General features: G+C 66.4%; 17 protein-coding genes. 7 read left to right on the forward strand and 10 right to left on the reverse strand.

Features of this window, described 5'->3' with window-relative positions:
- Nucleotides 1-8: 8 nt before the first annotated feature.
- The gene (locus BLQ76_RS07880; protein ID WP_090671553.1) at nt 9-1910 is read right to left on the reverse strand and encodes an ABC-F family ATP-binding cassette domain-containing protein; all 1902 of its coding nucleotides are present in this window, start codon (nt 1908-1910) and stop codon (nt 9-11) included.
- A 104-nt stretch (nt 1911-2014) separates the two neighbouring features.
- Here BLQ76_RS07880 and BLQ76_RS07885 point away from each other — a divergent pair, with 104 nt between their 5' ends.
- Nucleotides 2015-2713 (forward strand): glutathione S-transferase family protein, encoded by a 699-nt coding sequence (locus BLQ76_RS07885; protein ID WP_090671556.1) that lies wholly within the window; start codon nt 2015-2017, stop codon nt 2711-2713.
- A gap of 74 nt (nt 2714-2787) precedes the next feature.
- Entirely contained in the window at nt 2788-3210 is a 423-nt protein-coding gene (ndk, locus tag BLQ76_RS07890) for a nucleoside-diphosphate kinase (protein WP_090671559.1), read from the forward strand.
- Nucleotides 3211-3264: 54 nt separating this feature from the next.
- On the opposite strand, the gene BLQ76_RS07895 is transcribed toward ndk, so the two are convergent.
- From BLQ76_RS07895 to uvrC, 4 genes are all read right to left on the reverse strand, one after another.
- On the reverse strand, nt 3265-3726 hold the full coding sequence (locus BLQ76_RS07895; RefSeq protein WP_090671562.1) for a molybdenum cofactor biosynthesis protein MoaE: 462 nt from the start codon (nt 3724-3726) through the stop codon (nt 3265-3267).
- 1 nt (nt 3727) lies between these two features.
- Nucleotides 3728-3979: a molybdopterin converting factor subunit 1 gene (moaD, locus tag BLQ76_RS07900; RefSeq protein ID WP_090671563.1), complete on the reverse strand. Its 252-nt coding sequence runs from the start codon at nt 3977-3979 to the stop codon at nt 3728-3730.
- A gap of 36 nt (nt 3980-4015) precedes the next feature.
- On the reverse strand, nt 4016-4600 hold the full coding sequence (pgsA, locus tag BLQ76_RS07905) for a CDP-diacylglycerol--glycerol-3-phosphate 3-phosphatidyltransferase (protein ID WP_090671566.1): 585 nt from the start codon (nt 4598-4600) through the stop codon (nt 4016-4018).
- A gap of 138 nt (nt 4601-4738) precedes the next feature.
- Nucleotides 4739-6802 (reverse strand): excinuclease ABC subunit UvrC, encoded by a 2064-nt coding sequence (uvrC, locus tag BLQ76_RS07910; protein ID WP_090672622.1) that lies wholly within the window; start codon nt 6800-6802, stop codon nt 4739-4741.
- A gap of 373 nt (nt 6803-7175) precedes the next feature.
- Here uvrC and BLQ76_RS07915 point away from each other — a divergent pair, with 373 nt between their 5' ends.
- Nucleotides 7176-7826 (forward strand): outer membrane protein, encoded by a 651-nt coding sequence (locus BLQ76_RS07915; RefSeq protein ID WP_090671569.1) that lies wholly within the window; start codon nt 7176-7178, stop codon nt 7824-7826.
- Nucleotides 7827-7849: 23 nt separating this feature from the next.
- On the opposite strand, the gene BLQ76_RS07920 is transcribed toward BLQ76_RS07915, so the two are convergent.
- The 3 genes from BLQ76_RS07920 to BLQ76_RS07930 all read right to left on the reverse strand — a co-directional run bounded on the left by BLQ76_RS07920 (nt 7850) and on the right by BLQ76_RS07930 (nt 9824).
- Nucleotides 7850-8446: a glutathione S-transferase gene (locus tag BLQ76_RS07920; protein ID WP_090671572.1), complete on the reverse strand. Its 597-nt coding sequence runs from the start codon at nt 8444-8446 to the stop codon at nt 7850-7852.
- A 7-nt stretch (nt 8447-8453) separates the two neighbouring features.
- Nucleotides 8454-8903: a hypothetical protein gene (locus BLQ76_RS07925; RefSeq protein WP_090671576.1), complete on the reverse strand. Its 450-nt coding sequence runs from the start codon at nt 8901-8903 to the stop codon at nt 8454-8456.
- A gap of 78 nt (nt 8904-8981) precedes the next feature.
- Nucleotides 8982-9824 (reverse strand): 23S rRNA (adenine(2030)-N(6))-methyltransferase RlmJ, encoded by an 843-nt coding sequence (locus BLQ76_RS07930; RefSeq protein ID WP_090671578.1) that lies wholly within the window; start codon nt 9822-9824, stop codon nt 8982-8984.
- Nucleotides 9825-9981: 157 nt separating this feature from the next.
- Between BLQ76_RS07930 and BLQ76_RS07935 the strand changes: the two genes are divergently transcribed.
- Both BLQ76_RS07935 and BLQ76_RS07940 read left to right on the forward strand, forming a co-directional pair.
- Nucleotides 9982-11094 (forward strand): alkene reductase, encoded by a 1113-nt coding sequence (locus BLQ76_RS07935; protein WP_090671581.1) that lies wholly within the window; start codon nt 9982-9984, stop codon nt 11092-11094.
- A gap of 107 nt (nt 11095-11201) precedes the next feature.
- Nucleotides 11202-13304, forward strand: a complete 2103-nt coding sequence (locus BLQ76_RS07940) for a molybdopterin-containing oxidoreductase family protein (protein WP_090671584.1) — start codon at nt 11202-11204, stop codon at nt 13302-13304.
- Nucleotides 13305-13309: 5 nt separating this feature from the next.
- Here BLQ76_RS07940 and purN read toward each other — a convergent pair whose 3' ends face one another.
- Complete coding sequence (gene purN / locus BLQ76_RS07945; RefSeq protein WP_280140056.1) at nt 13310-13978, reverse strand: phosphoribosylglycinamide formyltransferase; 669 nt, start codon at nt 13976-13978, stop codon at nt 13310-13312.
- Nucleotides 13975-15045, reverse strand: a complete 1071-nt coding sequence (gene purM / locus BLQ76_RS07950; RefSeq protein ID WP_090671587.1) for a phosphoribosylformylglycinamidine cyclo-ligase — start codon at nt 15043-15045, stop codon at nt 13975-13977. The genes purN and purM overlap by 4 nt, the downstream gene beginning before the upstream one ends.
- A gap of 166 nt (nt 15046-15211) precedes the next feature.
- Here purM and BLQ76_RS07955 point away from each other — a divergent pair, with 166 nt between their 5' ends.
- Nucleotides 15212-16384 (forward strand): AI-2E family transporter, encoded by a 1173-nt coding sequence (locus BLQ76_RS07955; RefSeq protein WP_425285145.1) that lies wholly within the window; start codon nt 15212-15214, stop codon nt 16382-16384.
- Nucleotides 16381-17061, forward strand: coding sequence for an HdaA/DnaA family protein (locus BLQ76_RS07960; RefSeq protein ID WP_090671590.1), 681 nt, complete (start codon nt 16381-16383; stop codon nt 17059-17061). The genes BLQ76_RS07955 and BLQ76_RS07960 overlap by 4 nt, the downstream gene beginning before the upstream one ends.
- Nucleotides 17062-17258: the final 197 nt, after the last annotated feature.

Below are 17258 nucleotides of genomic sequence, written 5' to 3' on the forward strand. Positions count from 1 at the left end.
GGATGTGATTATTCCGCCGCCATGGCGGCGTCATGCTCCGTGGTGAGCTCCAACCACTCGCCCTCGACCTTTTCGAGGGTGCGCTCGGCATTGCTTTTCTGCTTGGCGAGATCTGCGGCCTTGGAGGTGTCCTTCGTGTAGAGGGCGGGATCCGCCAGCTTCGTATCCAGCTCGGAGATCGTCTTCTGAAGACGCGTCAGTTGGATCTCGAGGCCAGAGATCTTCTGTCGCAGGGGTTTGAGCGTCTCGCGCCGTTCGGCCGCGAGGCGGCGCTGATCCTGTTTCGAGACGATCGGTGCGGCGACCACCTCCACGGCCTCGCCCTGGTTACCGCCGCCGGCGCGCGCGCCGGACAGGATCAGTTTCTTGTAGTCCTCCAGGTCGCCATCGTAGCGCGACACCGTCCCATCGCCGACGATCCACAGGCGATCCATCGTCGCCTCGACCATATGGCGATCGTGGCTGATCAGGATCACCGCACCCGAATAGTCGTTCAACGCGTGGACCAGGCTCTCGCGCGCTTCGATGTCGAGGTGGTTGGTCGGCTCATCGAGGATCAGGACGTTGGGCGAGTCGATCGTGGCCAGTCCCATCAGAAGGCGGGCCTTCTCGCCGCCCGACAATGAGTCCGCTACCGTATCCATCTTCTGCGTCGGCAGGCCCATCTGGGCCACGCGCGCGCGCACCTTGGCCTCCGGCGCGTCAGGCATGAACCGTCGGACATGCTGCACCGCTGTCTCGTTGGGCCGCAAATCGTCGATCTGGTGTTGCGCGAACATCGCGATCTTAAGCCCGGGCGCGCGCGTCACCTGTCCCGCTTGCGCCGTGAGACGTTCGGCCAGAAGCTTGGCGAAGGTCGACTTGCCGTTGCCGTTGGCCCCGAGAAGCGCGATGCGGTCGTCGGCGTCGATGCGCAGGTTCAAGCCGCGCAGGATCGAGCGATCCGGCGTGTAACCGACCGCCACGTTCTCCATTCGGATGATGGGCGAGGCGAGGACCTTGGCCGGTTCCGGAAAGACGAAGGGCGTGACCTGTTCTTCGACGATCGCCTGCAGCGGCTTCATGCGCTCCAGCGCCTTCAGTCGCGACTGGGCCTGCCGCGCCTTGGACGCCTTGGCGCGGAAGCGCTCGACGAAAGCTTCCATGTGCTTGCGCGCGGCGTCCTGCTTGACGATCGCCTTCTGGAGCAACTCGAGCTTCTCGGCACGCTGCCGCTCGAAGCTGTCGTAGTCGCCGCGATAGAAGACAAGCTTCTTCTGATCCAGATGCACGATCGCGTTGACGGCGTTGTTCAGGACGTCGCGGTCGTGGCTGATGATGAGGACGGTGTAAGGATAGCGGGCGACGAAGTTCTCCAGCCAGAGCGTGCCCTCGAGGTCGAGGTAGTTCGTCGGCTCGTCCAAGAGCAGCAGATCGGGACGCGAGAACAGGACGGCCGCGAGCGCGACGCGCATCCGCCAGCCGCCGGAAAACGAGGACACGGGACGCGCCTGCGCCCGCGCGTCGAAGCCGAGACCATCGAGGATCGCGGCAGCACGAGCCTCCGCCGAATGGCTCTCGATGTCCGCCAGCCTCAGATGGATCTCGGAGATGCGCTCCGGATCCCTGGCGGTTTCGGCCTCCTCTAGCAACGCGACGCGTTCGAGGTCGGCCGCCAGAACGACCTCCAGAAGCGACTGCTCCGTGCCGGGCGCCTCCTGGGCGACCTGTCCGATACGCGTTCCCTTCGGGATCGAGACACTTCCGCTTTCCGATCCGAGATCGCCGGTGATCACACGGAAGAGGGTCGACTTTCCCGCCCCGTTGCGGCCCACGAGGCCGGCCTTCGTGCCGCTCGGGATCGAGAGCGTGGCATGGTCGATCAGAAGGCGTCCGGCGACGCGGGCCGAAAGGTCGGTGATCTGAAGCATGGGCAGCTTTTCGCATGGTTGCGCGAGTGGGGAAAGAGGAGGGCGCACTGGCCCGCCGAGCCGCGCGACGCTATGGCGAGGCACGCAGCCTGGAGGATCCGGTCATGACCATTCAGCTCTACGACCTCGTCGGCGCCGACCCGGCGCGCCCGTTCTCGCCCCATTGCTGGAAGGCGCGGATGGCATTGGCTCATAAAGGGTTGAAGCCGGAGGTCCTGCCGGTGCGCTTCCCGGAGGTGGCTTCGCTGGAAGGGGGTGGAGGCCGTACCGTGCCGCTGGTCCGCGACGGCGACACCGTGGTGCAGGATAGCTTCGCGATCGCCGAGTACCTGGACGACCGCTATCCGGACCGTCCGATGCTGTTCGAGGGAATGAGCGGACGGGCGCTGACGCGCTTCGTGGAAAGCTGGATGCAGCGCGCCGTGCATCCCTATCTCGTGTCGGTCGCCGTTCTCGATATTCACGATTTGCAAGACCGCGAGGGCCAGGCCTGGTTCCGTGCCAAACGCGAGGCGCTTTTCGGAAAGTCGCTCGAGGAGGTCCAGTCCGGTCGCACACCGGAGTCGGCGGCTGCCTTCGCGCGGACGCTGGAGCCGTTGCGCGTCACGCTGAAACGCCAGCCCTTCCTGGGAGGCGAGACGCCGCGCTTTGCCGATCATATCGTGTTCGGTGGTTTCCAATGGGCTCGCGTGGCAACCCGGTATCCGGTTCTGCCGGAGGCGGGCGACCCGATCCACGAATGGTTCGAGCGGTGTCTCGATCTCTACGATGCGCTGGGGCGTCGCACGCCGGCCGCCGCCTGAACTTGCCGGTCTTTCAGGGCGCCGCTATAGAGCGGCCCCGCTTCCCAAACGATTCCAACCAGGAAACAGAGCCCATGGCCATCGAGCGCACCTTTTCCATGATCAAGCCCGACGCGACCCGTCGCAACCTGACCGGCGCGATCACCAAGATGCTGGAGGAGGGTGGCCTGCGCGTCGTCGCTTCCAAGCGCGTCTGGATGAGCCGTCGCGAGGCCGAGGGCTTCTATGCGGTCCATAAGGAGCGTCCGTTCTTCGGCGAGCTCGTCGAGTCGATGTCGGCCGGTCCGACCGTCGTCCAGGTGCTGGAGGGCGAGAACGCCATCTCGCGCAACCGCGAGCTGATGGGCGCGACCAACCCTTCGCAGGCAGCCGACGGCACGATCCGCAAGAGCCACGCCCTGTCGATCGGCGAAAACTCGGTGCACGGCTCGGACGCACCCGAGACCGCCGCTCAGGAGATCGCCTACTGGTTCTCCGAGACCGAGATCGTCGGCTGAAGCCGATCTCTCACTGAGATGCGACGCCGGTCCTCGTGGCCGGCGTTTTCGTTTCTACAGCTTGTGCCAGCGGCTTGCCGAGTGGTCGTCGGTATCCTTCGCGGTGACCCAATCGCCGACCGTCCCGTCGATCAGGTGCTCCCGCTTCCAGAAGGGCGCCCGCGTCTTCAGGAAGTCCATGACGAACTCGGCCGCCTCGAACGCGGCCTGGCGATGCGTCGATGCGCAGGCCAGGAACACGATCTCCTCCCCAGGGCGAACGCGCCCGTAGCGGTGCAGGCAGCGCGCTGACAGCAACGACCAGCGCTCCGTCGCCTCCTGCAGGATGCGCGCGATCTCGCGCTCCGCCATGCCAGGATAGTGCTCAAGCTCCAACTCGGCCAAGCGCCCGCCCTCGTCACGGCAGAAACCGAGGAAGGTCACGACCGCGCCAGCCTCGCCGGCGGGCGTCGCAAGCCTCGTCTCCTCGGCGATGTCGATGCGGCTGCCGGTAACGGCTGCGGAGAACTTCGCCACGTCAGCCGCCGGTCATGGGCGGAAAGATCGCGATCTCCTTCGCGCCTTCCAGCGGTTGGGCGTGGTCGACATGTTCCTGATCGATGGCGACGCGAACGACCTCGGGTGCCTGAAGCGCTGCGGCATGGTTGTCGGATTGCGTCTTCAGGTAGCGCAGGAGGTCTCCCACGGTCAGGACGCCAGCCGGAAGAACGACTTCCTCCTCCGCCACGCCAATCCGTTCGCGGATCCAGGCGAAATAAACGATCTTCATGCCACGCCTCCGGTTCGGTTCGGGCCAGACGCGCCCTCAGTCACCGATATGGCGCAGCCCCGCTCGGAAGTAATCGTAGCCGGTGTAAAGCGTGATCAGCGCCGCGACCCACAGGAGGGCGATGCCGACCTCCGTCACGAGATAAACGACGCGATCTCCGGCCGGGCCGGCAAGCAGGAAGCTGAGCGCCACCATCTGCGTCGCCGTCTTCCACTTGGCGAGCCGGGTGACGGGAACCGAGACCTTGAGTTCGGCCAGATACTCTCGCAGGCCGGACACGAGGATCTCGCGGCAGAGGATCACGATCGCAGCCCAGATCGACCAACCCGCGATCGTGCCGTCGGCGGCCAGGAGAAGAAGCACCGCCGCCACCAGCAGCTTGTCGGCGATCGGGTCGAGCATCCGCCCGATGGTCGAGGTCTGTTGCCAGGCCCGTGCGAGGTAGCCGTCGAGCCAGTCCGTCACGCTCGCCACGACAAACAGCCCGAGCGCCCACCAACGCGCCGTCTCCGAACCGTGCAGCTTGCCCTCCACAAAGAAGCACAGGACCACCAGCGGCACGGCCACGATGCGCGCGTAGGTCAGAAGGTTCGGGATGTTCAGCGCCCGCTTGGTGGCCATGCAGTGGGTCCGGTTCATGAGAAGGCCGGCGACCGGACCGCGAAACGGTTCGGCCAGTTGATCCGCTGTTCAAACGCGCCCGCCGGCCCCGCGTCAACAGCGCGGCCGGGTTCGCGGGCCCGAAAACGGGGAATGACGTTACTGACGCTCGTGGAAATGATCGTAGATCGTGCGCGCCATGGCGGCCGAGATGCCTTCGACCTTCAGAAGGTCGTCCATCGCGGCGCGCGACACGGCCTTCGCGGTTCCGAAATGGTGGAGCAGCGCCCGCTTGCGCGATGGACCGATGCCGCCGATCTCGTCAAGCGGGTTCTTGACCAGTTCCTTCTTTCGCTTGGCCCGGTGGGTGCCGATCGCAAAGCGGTGCGCCTCGTCGCGCAGACGCTGGACGAAGTAGAGCACGGGATCGCGCGGCGGCAGCGAGAAGGGCTCGCGACCCTGCACGATGAAGCGCTCGCGCCCAGCGTCTCGGTCGACGCCCTTGGCAACGCCGATGGTCGTGACCTTGTCGGCGATGCCGAGGTCATCGAGGATCTTCCGTACCGCCGAGATCTGGCCCTTGCCGCCGTCCACCAGGACGAGGTCCGGCCATGCGGGCATCTCGGTCTCGTCGGCGGCCTCCTCGGGTGCTTCGGGGTCGGCCGGCGGTCGCTCGGGCGCGGGACCGGTCGCGCCTTCCTCCTTGATCAGGCGCGAGAAGCGCCGGGTCATCACCTCGCGCATCATGCCGAAGTCGTCGCCCGGTGTGATGTCCTGACCCTTGATGTTGAACTTCCGGTACTGGCTCTTCGCGAAACCCTGCGGACCGGCGACGATCATCGCGCCCACCGCTGCGGTGCCCATGATGTGCGAGTTGTCGAAGACCTCGATGCGCCGCGGCACCCGTTCCAATGCGAACGTATCCTTGAGGCCCGCCAACAGCCGAGCCTGAGACGATGTTTCGGCCAGTCGGCGTCCTAGGGCCTCGCGGGCGTTGGAGGTTGCGTGGTCGACGAGGTCGCGCTTCTCGCCGCGCTTGGGCACCGCGATCTCGACGCGGCGCTCGGCGCGCGTCGAAAGAAGCTCGGCGAGGATGGCCGCATCCTCGACCTCGACGGGCAGGAGCACGAGGCTCGCGGCCGGCTTGTCCTCGTAGAACTGGGCCAGGAACGCGCCGAGCACCTCGCCCGGCTCCAGCGAGGGATCGGCCTTCGGGAAGTAGGCGCGGTTGCCCCAGTTCTGGTTGGTGCGGAAGAAGAAGACCTGGATGCAGGTCAGCCCACCCTCCTGATGGATCGCGAAGACATCCGCCTCCTCGACCCCGTGCGGGTTGATGCCCTGGTGGCCCTGGATGTGGGCCAGCGCCGAAAGGCGGTCGCGAAACACGGCCGCGCGCTCGAAGTCGAGATCCATCGAGGCTTCCTGCATCGCCTCGGCGATGGTGCGCTTCACCTGTGCGGACTTGCCGGACAGGAAGGCCTTCGCGTCCGACACGAGCCCGGCATAGTCCTCCAGGCTGATCTCGCGCGTGCAGGGTCCCGAGCATCGCTTGATCTGGTAGAGCAGGCACGGGCGCGTGCGTGTCTCGTAGACGCTGTCGGTGCAGGTGCGCAGGAGAAAGGCGCGCTGAAGCGAGGCGACCGTGCGACCGACCGCGCCACCCGACGCGAAGGGGCCAAAATAGCTGCCTTTCCGCGAGCGCGCTCCCCGATGCTTGAAGACGGCAGGCGCTTCGTGGTCGTCCGACACGAGGATGTAGGGAAAGGACTTGTCGTCCCGCATCAGGACGTTGAAGCGCGGACGCAGGCGCTTGATGAGGTTCGCCTCGAGCAGAAGCGCCTCGGTCTCCGTGCGGGTGGTGACGAACTCCATATGCCGGGTCGCGCGGATCATGCGCGCGATGCGGTTCGTGTGCCCGGCCATGCGCGTGTAGCTCGCGACGCGCTTCTTCAGCGACTTCGCCTTACCGACGTAGAGAACCTCGTTCGCCTCGTCGAACATCCGGTAGACGCCGGGGCTGTTGGGCAACTGACGCTGGAAGGCATGGATCAGTTCGGCGCCGACCAGCGTCTGGTCGACCGCGCGACCGCCGCTGTCCCACTCGATCGCCGCCAGAAGGGGACTGGGCTCGGAGGCCGTTTCGACGTCCTCGCCTTCCAGGTCCTCCGGCTCGTCCTCGAAATCGATGGCGGTTTCGTCGGTCATCTCGTCCTGACGGGGCATGCGGGGTGTGAGCGCCCGTGCCGAACGACCGCGAGGCCGACGGCGCAGACGCCAAGCCTCGGCCAGGGACACCGCCACGCCGTTCATTCTTTCTTCATGCTTCATGCCGCTGCGAAAGCGGGGGCGAATGGGGCACGATGAAGGCGGACGGGCCCACCGGGGCAGTCGGTCACATATGGGAAGAATCCCGTGAGTGTCACCCCACTGCCATTGGCAAATCGCGCCAGCCGGACTTAGTTGACGGGTAAGCGAACACGACGCGACGCCCATAGGCCATTGGGTACAAGGGCTGCGGGAACCGCGGGTCGAACCGGACGTTCGCGACACGAATGGGCATCTCGCCATCAGGCTGTGCCCCCGAACCGAGGGTCCGATGAGCATTCGGCGCGTCATGTTGGTTGCAACGGTTCTGGCGCCGGTGGCGTTGTCGCAGGCCCTTGCTGCCGACGCCGTGGTGCCGGACCTGTCCGCTCCGAGTGCGTCCGACGTCTACACGTGGTCGGGTCCCTACGCGGGCGGCTTCGTGGGCTACAATTTCGCCAACTTTGACGCGGCCGGCGGTGCGTCGGTCGACGGCGAAGGTATCGTGGGCGGTGTCTATGCCGGCTACAACCTCCAGACGGAGCGTCTTGTTTACGGCGCCGAGATCGATGCGGGCGCATCGGATGTCGATGCCAGAGGTTTCAGCTACGCCACGGGAGTGCCAATCTCGGCCAACTCGACGGCCTTCGGATCACTGCGTGCCCGCGTTGGCCTTGCGATGGATCCGATCCTTTTGTTCGCGACCGGCGGCGTTGCGGTGTCGAACCAGCAGATCAGCCTCGGCGGCTTCGAGGACGACAACACTCACGTGGGCTACACGCTCGGAGCCGGCATTGAGGCGCAGGTCGCCGACGGCGTGACCTCGCGCGTCGAATATCGCTATTCCGACTTCGACTCCAAGACCTACGATCTCGGCAACGTTTCGGTCTCGTCCGGATTCGACGAGCATTCCATTCGCGCGGGTCTCGCCCTCAAGTTTTGAGGGCGAGCAAAGAAGCACTAAGGTCAGGCCGCCGGACGATGGGCGGCCAGTTCCGGATGCGCGGCGAAGAAGTGATCCATCCAGCGTGCCAAAGACGCATGCCGGTCGCGTAGCTCGTTCGAGAAGCGCAGGTCCAGCCAGCCCAAATCCGACGCTACGGCGATGTGAGCCAGATTGGGCGTCTCGCCCAGCGACCGCACCTCGTGCTCCAGCGCATCCAGCGAACGATGAGCACGGCGCCACTGCTTGTCGACCCAGGGCTGGTGCCGTTTGTCCTCCGGACGATAGCGCACCTCGTAGAGCGTCAGCATGGCGGCCTCGGTCATGCCGTCCGCCAGCGCTTCGATGCGCTTCGCCTGCGACCATTCCGCGAGGATCTGGGGGATCAGAAGATTGCCGCTCGAGCGGTCGAGCCACTCGCAGATCACGCGGCTGTCGTAGAGCGAGGAGCCGTCGTCCAGAACCAGGGCCGGAATTTTGCCGATCGGATTGGTGCCGACCAGCGTCGCGCCTTCCTCCGCGGTGTCGGTCGGGACGAGGTCGAGTTCGAAGCCGCAGATGACCGCGGCCATACGGACCTTGGATGTGAAGGGTGAGGGGCGGGTGCCGAGAAGACGCATCCGGACCTCAGAACCGGCGCAGCGATTCGCAGTTCGCGCCGTACACACGCCACGGGTCGAAGCCCAGGATGCAGCCCTCGGCGCGCCAGCTGACACCGGCGAAGCCCATCGGATACTCGACGACGTAGTAGAGCGTCCGGCGCTCGCCGGATGAGACCAGTGCCGTGCCCTGGCAGTAGCGACGCTCGATCTCCTTGCGCTCGGTGCGCGGCTGGTAGCTCTTCTCATAGAGTTCGCTGAACTCGACCACCGCGAGCTGAGCCGGAACGGTGCGCTGCACGCCGTACTCGAACTGATCCTCGACCTGCGCCAGGACTCGCGGGTCCTCGCACGAGGGCACCAGCGCCGTGTAGACGACGGCCGGCGCGGGCGCCGAGGCGTAATCGGCGGCAGGAGCGATGCTGACGCTGCCCAGCAACGAGGACAGGGCAAGGAGGGCGGCGAGGCTGCGGCGCATGGAAAACCCTTCGGTTCGAAGGCGTCGGCGATCACGTCCTCGCCGCTGCCTCTTTTTCGACAACATATCGCACTCGCGTCACTCGGGAACCAGCATTTCGACGCTCGTCGATCCCGAGCGGTCAGTTTCAAGCAATGGTCGCAGCAGGTTCAGGAGGCGCTCCGCTTCCGGCACGAAGGTCCATGGCGGGTTCACGACCAGGAAACCGGTTCCGACGAGGCGTTCGTCGGCTCCGACCGGTTCGCGCAGCAACTCCGCGGTCGCAATGTTACGCAGGCCGCTATCCCGGAAGCCCGACAGGAGGGCGTGACGCCGCTCGCGCTGCTTGATCGGGTACCACACGGCATAGGTGCCGCCCGGCCAGCGCTTGGCGGCGGCGACGACCCGTTCAACGATCCGCTCATGCTCGCCGACCTCCTCGAAGGGCGGGTCGATCAGGACGATGCCGCGCTTCTCCTTCGGCGGGAGATGCGCGCCGAGCGCAAGCCAGCCGTCGAGATGGATGACCCGCACCTGGTGGTCTCCTGCGAACTCGTCGTGCAGCATTTCCGCATCGGTGGGGTGGAGCTCATACGCCGACAAGCGATCCTGCGGCCGCATGAGGGCGCGCGCGACCAGGGGCGAGCCCGGATAGCTGTCGGCGCCGTGGCGTTCGCGTACGGCTTCGACCGCCAGCCGGTAGGGGCGCAGGAGCGGGTCGTCCCAGACCGATGAGTCGACAACCCGATCGATGCCGCTTCGCCGCTCGCCGGTGCGGTTCGACTCGTCTCCCGCCAGGTCGTAGCGACCGATGCCGGCGTGCGTGTCGAGGATGCGAAAGGCCTTCGGCTTGAGCTTCAGATATTCGACGAGGCGCGCCAGCAGGGCGTGCTTCACGACATCCGCAAAGTTGCCGGCATGAAAGGCGTGGCGGTAGTTCACGGGTTGCTTCCTTCCCACGTCGCTCATTGGTCGACGCAGCGTTCAATGGTCCTGTCCCCTTTGGGAACCGGAACCCCTTCCCATATCCCGCGTCTCGTGTCGCGAGCGACGTCTCCCGCGTCGCCGCGCAGTAGGATTACGAAGGAAACGCCGACAGATGGCCGACTCGAAGCTCTTCGAACCGTTCGACCTGGGTCCGACCCGTCTTTCCAACCGCACCGTCATGGCGCCCCTGACGCGCTCGCGCGCCACCTCGGATGGCGTGCCCAAGGACATGCACGTCACCTACTACCGCCAGCGCGCCGGCGCTGGCCTCATCATCTCGGAGGCAACCAACATTTCGGTCGAGGGGCGCGGCTATGCCTGGACGCCCGGCATCTACACGGATGAGCAGGTGGCGGCCTGGAAGCGGGTCACCGACGCCGTGCACGCGGAGGGCGGCAAGATCTTCCTGCAGCTCTGGCACGTCGGCCGCATCTCCCATCCGGATCTGCAGCCGAACGGCGGTCTGCCGGTCGCTCCGTCCGCGGTGAAGCCGTCGGGCAACGCCTTCACGGAAGACGGCTTCAAGGAGCATGTCGAGCCACGCGCGCTGGAGGAAAGCGAGCTTCCACGGGTCGTCGAGGACTATCGTCGCGCCACCCGCAACGCCCGTGCTGCCGGCTTCGACGGCGTCGAGGTCCATTCGGCGAACGGCTACCTCCTGGACCAGTTCCTGCGCGACGGCACCAACAAGCGCACCGACCGCTACGGCGGATCGATCGAGAATCGCATGCGCTTTCCGCTGGAGGTGCTGGACGCCGTCGTTAGCGAATGGGATGCCGGTCACGTCGGAATTCGCATCTCACCGGTCACGGTGATGGGCGGCTCGTCGGAAAGCGATCAGCAGGGGCTGTTCAACGCCTATGTCGAGGAGATCGCCAAGCGAGGCGTCGTCTACATGCACGTGATCGAGGGGCAGACCGGCGGCGATCGCGATAAGGACAACTTCGACTACCACGCGCTGCGGTCTCGCTTCGGCGGCACCTACATGGGCAACAACGAGTATGACTACGAGCTCGCGCTGAAGCGCCTCAACGACGGCGAGATCGACCTCGTCTGCTTCGGAAAGCTCTTCATCTCGAATCCCGATCTGCCCGTCCGCCTGCAGCTGGGTGCCCCGCTGAACGAGTGGGACAAGGACACGTTCTACGGCGGCGACGAGCACGGCTACACGGACTATCCCGCGCTCTCGCCCGAGGACAAGACACGCTACGGGCAAGCGGCCTGACCGACACTCAACGGCCGGGTGATCGGCAAGCGTTCACCCGGCCGTGTGATGGCTCGCATCGTCAAAATGAATGAGCCCTTGGTGCGCGGTTTCGCTATAGCGGAGCCATGAACCAGATCGCCCCTGCCAAGGCTTTCACGGCCTGCCCGCACGATTGCCCCTCGACCTGCGCGCTGGAGGTCGAGGTGCTCGGTCCCTCCCGTATCGGGCGGGTGCGCGGCGCCGAAGAGAACAGCTACACCGCCGGCGTCATCTGCGCGAAGGTGGCGCGGTACGCCGAGCGGGTCCACCACCCCGATCGTCTCCTGCAACCGCTTCAGCGCGTCGGCGCAAAGGGCGAGGGCGCCTGGAGACCGGTCACCTGGGACGACGCGCTGGACCTCGTGGCGGAGCGCTTCGTGCAGGCCGAGGCGCGGCATGGCTCCGAAGCGGTCTGGCCCTACTACTATGCCGGAACGATGGGTCTCGTGCAGCGCGACGGCATCCATCGCCTGCGACACGCCAAACGCTACTCCAACCAGTTCGACTCGATCTGCACGAACCTCGCTTGGACAGGCTTCGTCGCGGGCACGGGCAAGCTCGCCGGGGTCGATCCGCGGGAGATGGCCGTCTCCGACTGCGTGGTGATCTGGGGCACCAATGCGGTCGCGACCCAGGTCAACGTCATGACCCATGCCGTGCGCGCCCGAAAGGAGCGCGGTGCGCCGATCGTCGTGATCGATATCTACGACAACCCGACGATGCATCAGGCCGACATGGCGTTGAAGCTGCGACCGGGCACGGACGGCGCACTAGCCTGCGCGCTGATGCACGTCGCCTTTCGCGACAACACCGCCGACCGCGCCTATCTCGCTCGCTTCGCCGACGACGCGGCAGGCCTCGAGGCGCATCTCGCCTCTCGCGACCCGGCTTGGGCGGCATCGATCACCGGCCTGACTGTCGGTGAGATCGAGGGTTTGGCGGCGCTGCTGGGCCGGACGCCGCGCAGCTATTTCCGTCTCGGCTACGGCTTCTCGCGCCAGCGCAACGGCGCAGTGGCGATGCACGCGGCGCTGAGCGTTCCGACCGTCTTCGGCCATTGGCAGTACGAGGGCGGCGGCGCCTTCCACTCGAATTCCGGCATCTGGGGCTTCGACAAGAGCCTGATCGAGGGTCACAGCTTCCGCGACCCGGCGATTCGCCACCTCGACCAGTCGCGCATCGGCGCGGTTCTGACGGGAGATCGAGAGGCGCTGGCGGGCGGTCCGCCTGTTTCCGCCATGCTCGTCCAGAACACGAACCCTGCCAACGTCGCGCCCGAGCAGCGCCTCGTGCGGCAGGGGTTGATGCGCGATGATCTCTTCGTCTGCGTCCACGAGCAGTTCATGACGGATACGGCAAAGCTCGCCGACCTCGTTCTGCCGGCTGCGACATCGATGGAATACGACGACATCTACCGGGGCGGCGGGCAGAGCCATGTCCTGTTCGGACCCAAGGTCATCGACCATCCCGAGACCGTTCGCACCAATCATTTCGTGGTCGAGGAGCTGGCCAAGCGGCTGGGCGTCGCCGATCGGCCGGGCTTCGGCCTGAGCGAGCGCGAACTGATCGACGACATGCTGAAGCGATCGGGCTATCGCTTGCTCGAGGCGCTGGAGCGCGAGCGCTGGGAGGATCGTCAGCCGCCGTTCGCGGAGGCGCATTACCTCGATGGTTTCGGTACGCGCGACGGTCGCTTCCGCTTCCAGGCCGACTGGATCGGCATGGCGGCGCCCAACCGGCCACCGCTCTCGATGGGCCTGCTCGGCCCGGTGGCGGATCTATCGAGCTTTCCCGACCATGCCGCACTGATCGAGGATGCCGACGAGACCCATCCCTTCCGGCTTGCGACGCCGCCCGCTCGTCAATTCCTGAACTCGAGCTTTGCGGAAACCAAAGGATCGCGTCAGCGAGAGGGACGGCCCGAGTTGCGCATCCACCCGGAAGATGCGGCACGGCTCGGCCTCGCAGCCGACCAGCGCGTGCGCGTCGGCAACGCGCGTGGCGATGTCGTTCTACCGTTGCGGATCGACGACGGCATGAAGCCGGGCGTTCTCGTCCACGAGGGGCTGTGGCCGAACGACGCCTTCGAGAATGGTGAGGGGATCAACGTCCTGACCGGTGCGGACCCCACCGCCCCGTTCGGCGGCGCGGCCTTCCACGACAACCGGGTCTGGCTCCGCCCGGTCTGAAAGCCCTAAGGCCGGGACGGCGAGACGAGGATCGTGGGCGCCGCCGCATTCACGCCGCCGACCTCCGCAAGCACGGCGCGTCCCTCGACCCAGCGCACTGCACCGGTCGCGACCAGCGCGAGCGCGTGGGGATAAAGACGATGTTCCGCGGCGAGCAGTCGCGTCGCCAGCTGGTCCGGCGTGTCGCCGGCCTCGATCGCAATCGCGGCCTGCGCGATGATCGGTCCCTCGTCCATGCCGGCGGTAACAAAGTGGACGGTGCAGCCATGCACCCGCATTCCCGCGTCCAGCGCCCGCTCATGCGTATGCAGGCCGGGGAAGAGGGGCAGAAGCGAGGGGTGAATGTTGATCATCCGTCCCGCGTAGCGATCCGTGAAGTCGGCGGTCAGGAGACGCATGTAGCCGGCAAGGCAGACGATGTCGGGCCGGAAGCGCTCGATCGCTGCGACCAGAGCCTCCTCATGCGCCTCACGCGAGGCGAACCCGCGATGGTCGACCGCAGCGGTCCCGATCCCCTGCGCGGCCGCAGTCGCGAGACCGCCTGCGTCCGGGCGGTTCGACAGGACGGCGACGATTTCGGCGGGGTAGGACGGGTCCACCGCCGCCTCGATCAGCGCCTGCATGTTGGAGCCGCGTCCCGAGATCAGGACCGCGACACGCTTGCGACCGCTCACAGTGCGAGCGAACCGTTGAATGTGACCGCGGCTTCGCCCTCGCGCAGCAAGAGGCGACCGAGCGGGACGACCCGCTCACCCTCTTCGGCGAGAAGTGCCGCGAGGGTTGCGGCGTTCGCTTCGCTGACGACGACGACCATGCCGATACCGCAGTTGAAGGTCCGCAGCATCTCGCGCTCCGCCACTCCGCCCTGGCCCGCGAGCCAACCGAACACCGGAGGGACGGGCACGGCGGGAAGATCGATGTCGGCGCGCAGCGCCTCCGGCAGAACGCGCGGAATGTTCTCGGTGAAGCCACCACCGGTGATATGGGCGAGGGCCTTGATGCCCGCGCCCTCGCGGATCGCGCGAAGCAGAGAGCGGACGTAGATCCTGGTCGGGGTGAGGAGAACCTGGCCCAGCGTTCCGTCGGCATCGAACGGAGCCAGCCCGTCGAGCGATGCGCGGCTGGATTCCACGATGCGGCGCACCAGGGAGTAGCCGTTGGAATGGAGGCCCGACGACGCAAGACCGAGCAGGACGTCGCCGGCCGCGATGTCGTCCGACGGGAGGAGGCCGCCGCGCTCGGCGGCGCCGACCGCGAAGCCGGCGAGGTCGTAGTCGCGGTTTGCGTAAAGGCCCGGCATCTCGGCCGTCTCGCCGCCGATCAGGGCGCAGCCGGCCTGCCGGCATCCTTCCGCAATGCCCGAGACGATCGCCTCACCCTCGGCGGGGTCGAGCTTGCCGGTCGCGAAGTAGTCGAGAAAGAAGAGCGGCTCCGCGCCCTGGACGACGAGATCGTTGACGCACATGGCGACGAGATCAATGCCGATCGTGTCATGTCGACCCGCGTCGATGGCGACGCGCAGCTTCGTGCCGACGCCGTCGTTGGCGGCCACGAGGACCGGATCCTGAAAACCAGCCGCCTTCAGATCGAACAAGCCGCCGAAGCCGCCGATTTCGCCGTCGGCGCCCGCGCGTCGTGTCGAGCGGACGAGCGGCTTGATGCGACGGACCAGTTCGTTGCCGGCGTCGATGTCGACGCCCGCGTCGGCATAGGTGAGGCCGTTGGTGTCGCTAGCGCTCATGTCGGCTCCGCCGCGGTTCGTAGGTGACGCGCGAGTTCGCATGATCGCTTGCGCCTCGCAAGCCTTATCCCCGCCTGTGCTTGACGCTCATCCGCGCCCCTGCCTATCTCCCAGCCTGCAACGCCTGCGTCCGACCGTCGGGCGGCGTCGCGGTTGGAGCACCCGCATGATGAGCCGAGACCGCAGCCGACTGCTCCAGCGCCAGATCCTGTTCTGGAGCCTGTCGGCCGGTTTGTTCGTCGTCTTCCTCTGGATCTTCCGTGGCATCCTGTTGCCCTTCGTGCTGGGCATGGTGATGGCCTACTTTCTCGACCCGATCGCCGATTGGCTGGAGCGTCGAGGCCTGTCCCGGCTGCTGGCCAGCATCGCGATCCTCGTCACGTTCATCGTGGTGTTCGTTCTCGTTCTTCTGATCCTGGTGCCGGTCATCAGCGGGCAGATCGCCAGCTTCGTGGAGCGCCTGCCGCAGTATCTCGGGCGTTTGCAGGAACTGGCGGTCGATCTGCGGAACGGTCCGCTGTCCCGGTTCGTGGAGGGAAGCGAGCAAACCCTCCAACAGGATTTTCAGGCCGTGGTGCGTCAGCTGTCCGGCTTCGTGACCGGTCTTGTCGCCTCGCTCTGGACCTCGAGCCTCGCGCTCGTGAACTTCGTTTCGCTCTTCGTGGTCACGCCGGTCGTCGCCTTCTATCTCCTGCTCGACTGGGACCGCATGATCGCGTCGGTCGACGCCATGGTCCCGCGCCAGTACGTCACGACCGTACGCCGTCTGGCGCGTGACATCGACCGGTCCGTCGCGGGATTCGTCCGGGGGCAGGGATCGGTCTGCCTCATCCTCGGCACGTACTACGCGGTCGGTTTGACGTTGGTCGGCCTGAACTTCGGATTGCTGATCGGCTTCTTTGCCGGCGTCATCTCGTTCATTCCCTATGTCGGTTCGGCGGTCGGCCTTGTGATTGCGCTGGGCGTCGCGCTCGTTCAGTTCGCGCCCGACTGGATCTGGGTCGCCGCCACTCTCGGCGTGTTCTTCACCGGACAGTTCGTGGAGGGAAACATCCTTCAGCCGAAGCTCGTGGGTGCCTCGGTCGGGCTGCATCCGGTCTGGTTGATGTTCGCGCTGTTCGCCTTTGGTGCCATCTTCGGCTTCGTCGGCCTGCTGATCGCCGTACCGGCCGCCGCAGCTGTGGGTGTCCTCGTAAGGTTTGCAATTCATCAATATATGGGTAGCGAAATGTACTACGGGCGACCTCTCGAGGTGACCCCGGCCGGACGGGCGCTGGAAAGCGAGCGGTCCGAGACCGCCCTGCGCAACCAGCTCGATCCGGGGCCCCGACGCGATTGACCCAAGCCCGCGCCCAGCAGCTGCCGCTCGATCTCGGCTCCCACCCGTCGCTGGCCCGCGACGACCTCGTGGTCTCGGAGGCCAATGCCTTCGCGGTCGGCGCTGTCGACGCCTGGCCTGAATGGCCTCATCCCGTCGTCGTCGTGGTGGGGCCGAAGGGCTCCGGCAAGACGCATCTCGCCTGCGCCTGGCAGGACCAGTCTGGTGCGGCGGTGTTCATGCCGGGCGACACGCTGCCCGAGCCGCCCTTCGCGGTCGTGATCGAAGACGTCGATCGCGGCGACTACGCCGAGGAGGACCTCTTCGCGCTCGTGAACGCGGCTCGTCTCGGCAACGGCTTCGTCATGCTGACCTCGCGCGTGCGGCCTGCCGCGCTCACGCTGCGCACGCCCGACCTCCTCTCGCGCCTTCGCGCGGCGACGGTTCTCGAGATGGCCGCGCCCGACGACGATCTGCTCGTGGGCGTCCTCATGAAGCTGGCGGCGGATCGCCAGCTCGAGCTCGATCCGCGCCTCCTCGACTTTGCGTTGCGCCGCATGGATCGCTCCTTGGATGGTGCCGCAGAGCTCGTACGCCGGCTCGATCTGGCGACGCTTGCCGCGCGGGAAAGGCTGTCGCGCCCGCTCCTGAAGCGCGTTCTCGACGAGATGTCGGTGGAAACCGCGCCACCGTCATGAAAGGATCGCGTCCGTCGTCTAGTCCCGCGCGACCAAGACCGACAGGAGGCGATTCAACCGTGAGCGAGACCGTCAGCGAAGAGAAGAAGCCCGCCCGCTCCGCGAGCCGTCGCCGGAATGTCGAGGTGCCGGTGGCCGACGTTCCCGCGACCATAGCGCATGATGGCGAACAGGCGGTTCGGATCGATCTGCCGGAG

Source organism: Aureimonas jatrophae (genome assembly GCF_900104035.1).
GTDB classification, from domain to species: domain Bacteria; phylum Pseudomonadota; class Alphaproteobacteria; order Rhizobiales; family Rhizobiaceae; genus Aureimonas; species Aureimonas jatrophae.

Bases quoted from the DNA above. Each gene is read 5' to 3' on its own strand.
- BLQ76_RS07880 (WP_090671553.1), bottom strand. From the start codon at position 1,910: ATGCTTCAGATCACCGACCTTTCGGCCCGCGTCGCCGGACGCCTTCTG.
- BLQ76_RS07885 (WP_090671556.1), top strand. From the start codon at position 2,015: ATGACCATTCAGCTCTACGACCTCGTCGGCGCCGACCCGGCGCGCCCG.
- ndk (WP_090671559.1), top strand. From the start codon at position 2,788: ATGGCCATCGAGCGCACCTTTTCCATGATCAAGCCCGACGCGACCCGT.
- moaD (WP_090671563.1), bottom strand. From the start codon at position 3,979: ATGAAGATCGTTTATTTCGCCTGGATCCGCGAACGGATTGGCGTGGCG.
- pgsA (WP_090671566.1), bottom strand. From the start codon at position 4,600: ATGGCCACCAAGCGGGCGCTGAACATCCCGAACCTTCTGACCTACGCG.
- uvrC (WP_090672622.1), bottom strand. From the start codon at position 6,802: ATGCCCCGTCAGGACGAGATGACCGACGAAACCGCCATCGATTTCGAG.
- BLQ76_RS07915 (WP_090671569.1), top strand. From the start codon at position 7,176: ATGAGCATTCGGCGCGTCATGTTGGTTGCAACGGTTCTGGCGCCGGTG.
- BLQ76_RS07920 (WP_090671572.1), bottom strand. From the start codon at position 8,446: ATGCGTCTTCTCGGCACCCGCCCCTCACCCTTCACATCCAAGGTCCGT.
- BLQ76_RS07925 (WP_090671576.1), bottom strand. From the start codon at position 8,903: ATGCGCCGCAGCCTCGCCGCCCTCCTTGCCCTGTCCTCGTTGCTGGGC.
- BLQ76_RS07935 (WP_090671581.1), top strand. From the start codon at position 9,982: ATGGCCGACTCGAAGCTCTTCGAACCGTTCGACCTGGGTCCGACCCGT.
- BLQ76_RS07940 (WP_090671584.1), top strand. From the start codon at position 11,202: ATGAACCAGATCGCCCCTGCCAAGGCTTTCACGGCCTGCCCGCACGAT.
- purM (WP_090671587.1), bottom strand. From the start codon at position 15,045: ATGAGCGCTAGCGACACCAACGGCCTCACCTATGCCGACGCGGGCGTC.
- BLQ76_RS07955 (WP_425285145.1), top strand. From the start codon at position 15,212: ATGATGAGCCGAGACCGCAGCCGACTGCTCCAGCGCCAGATCCTGTTC.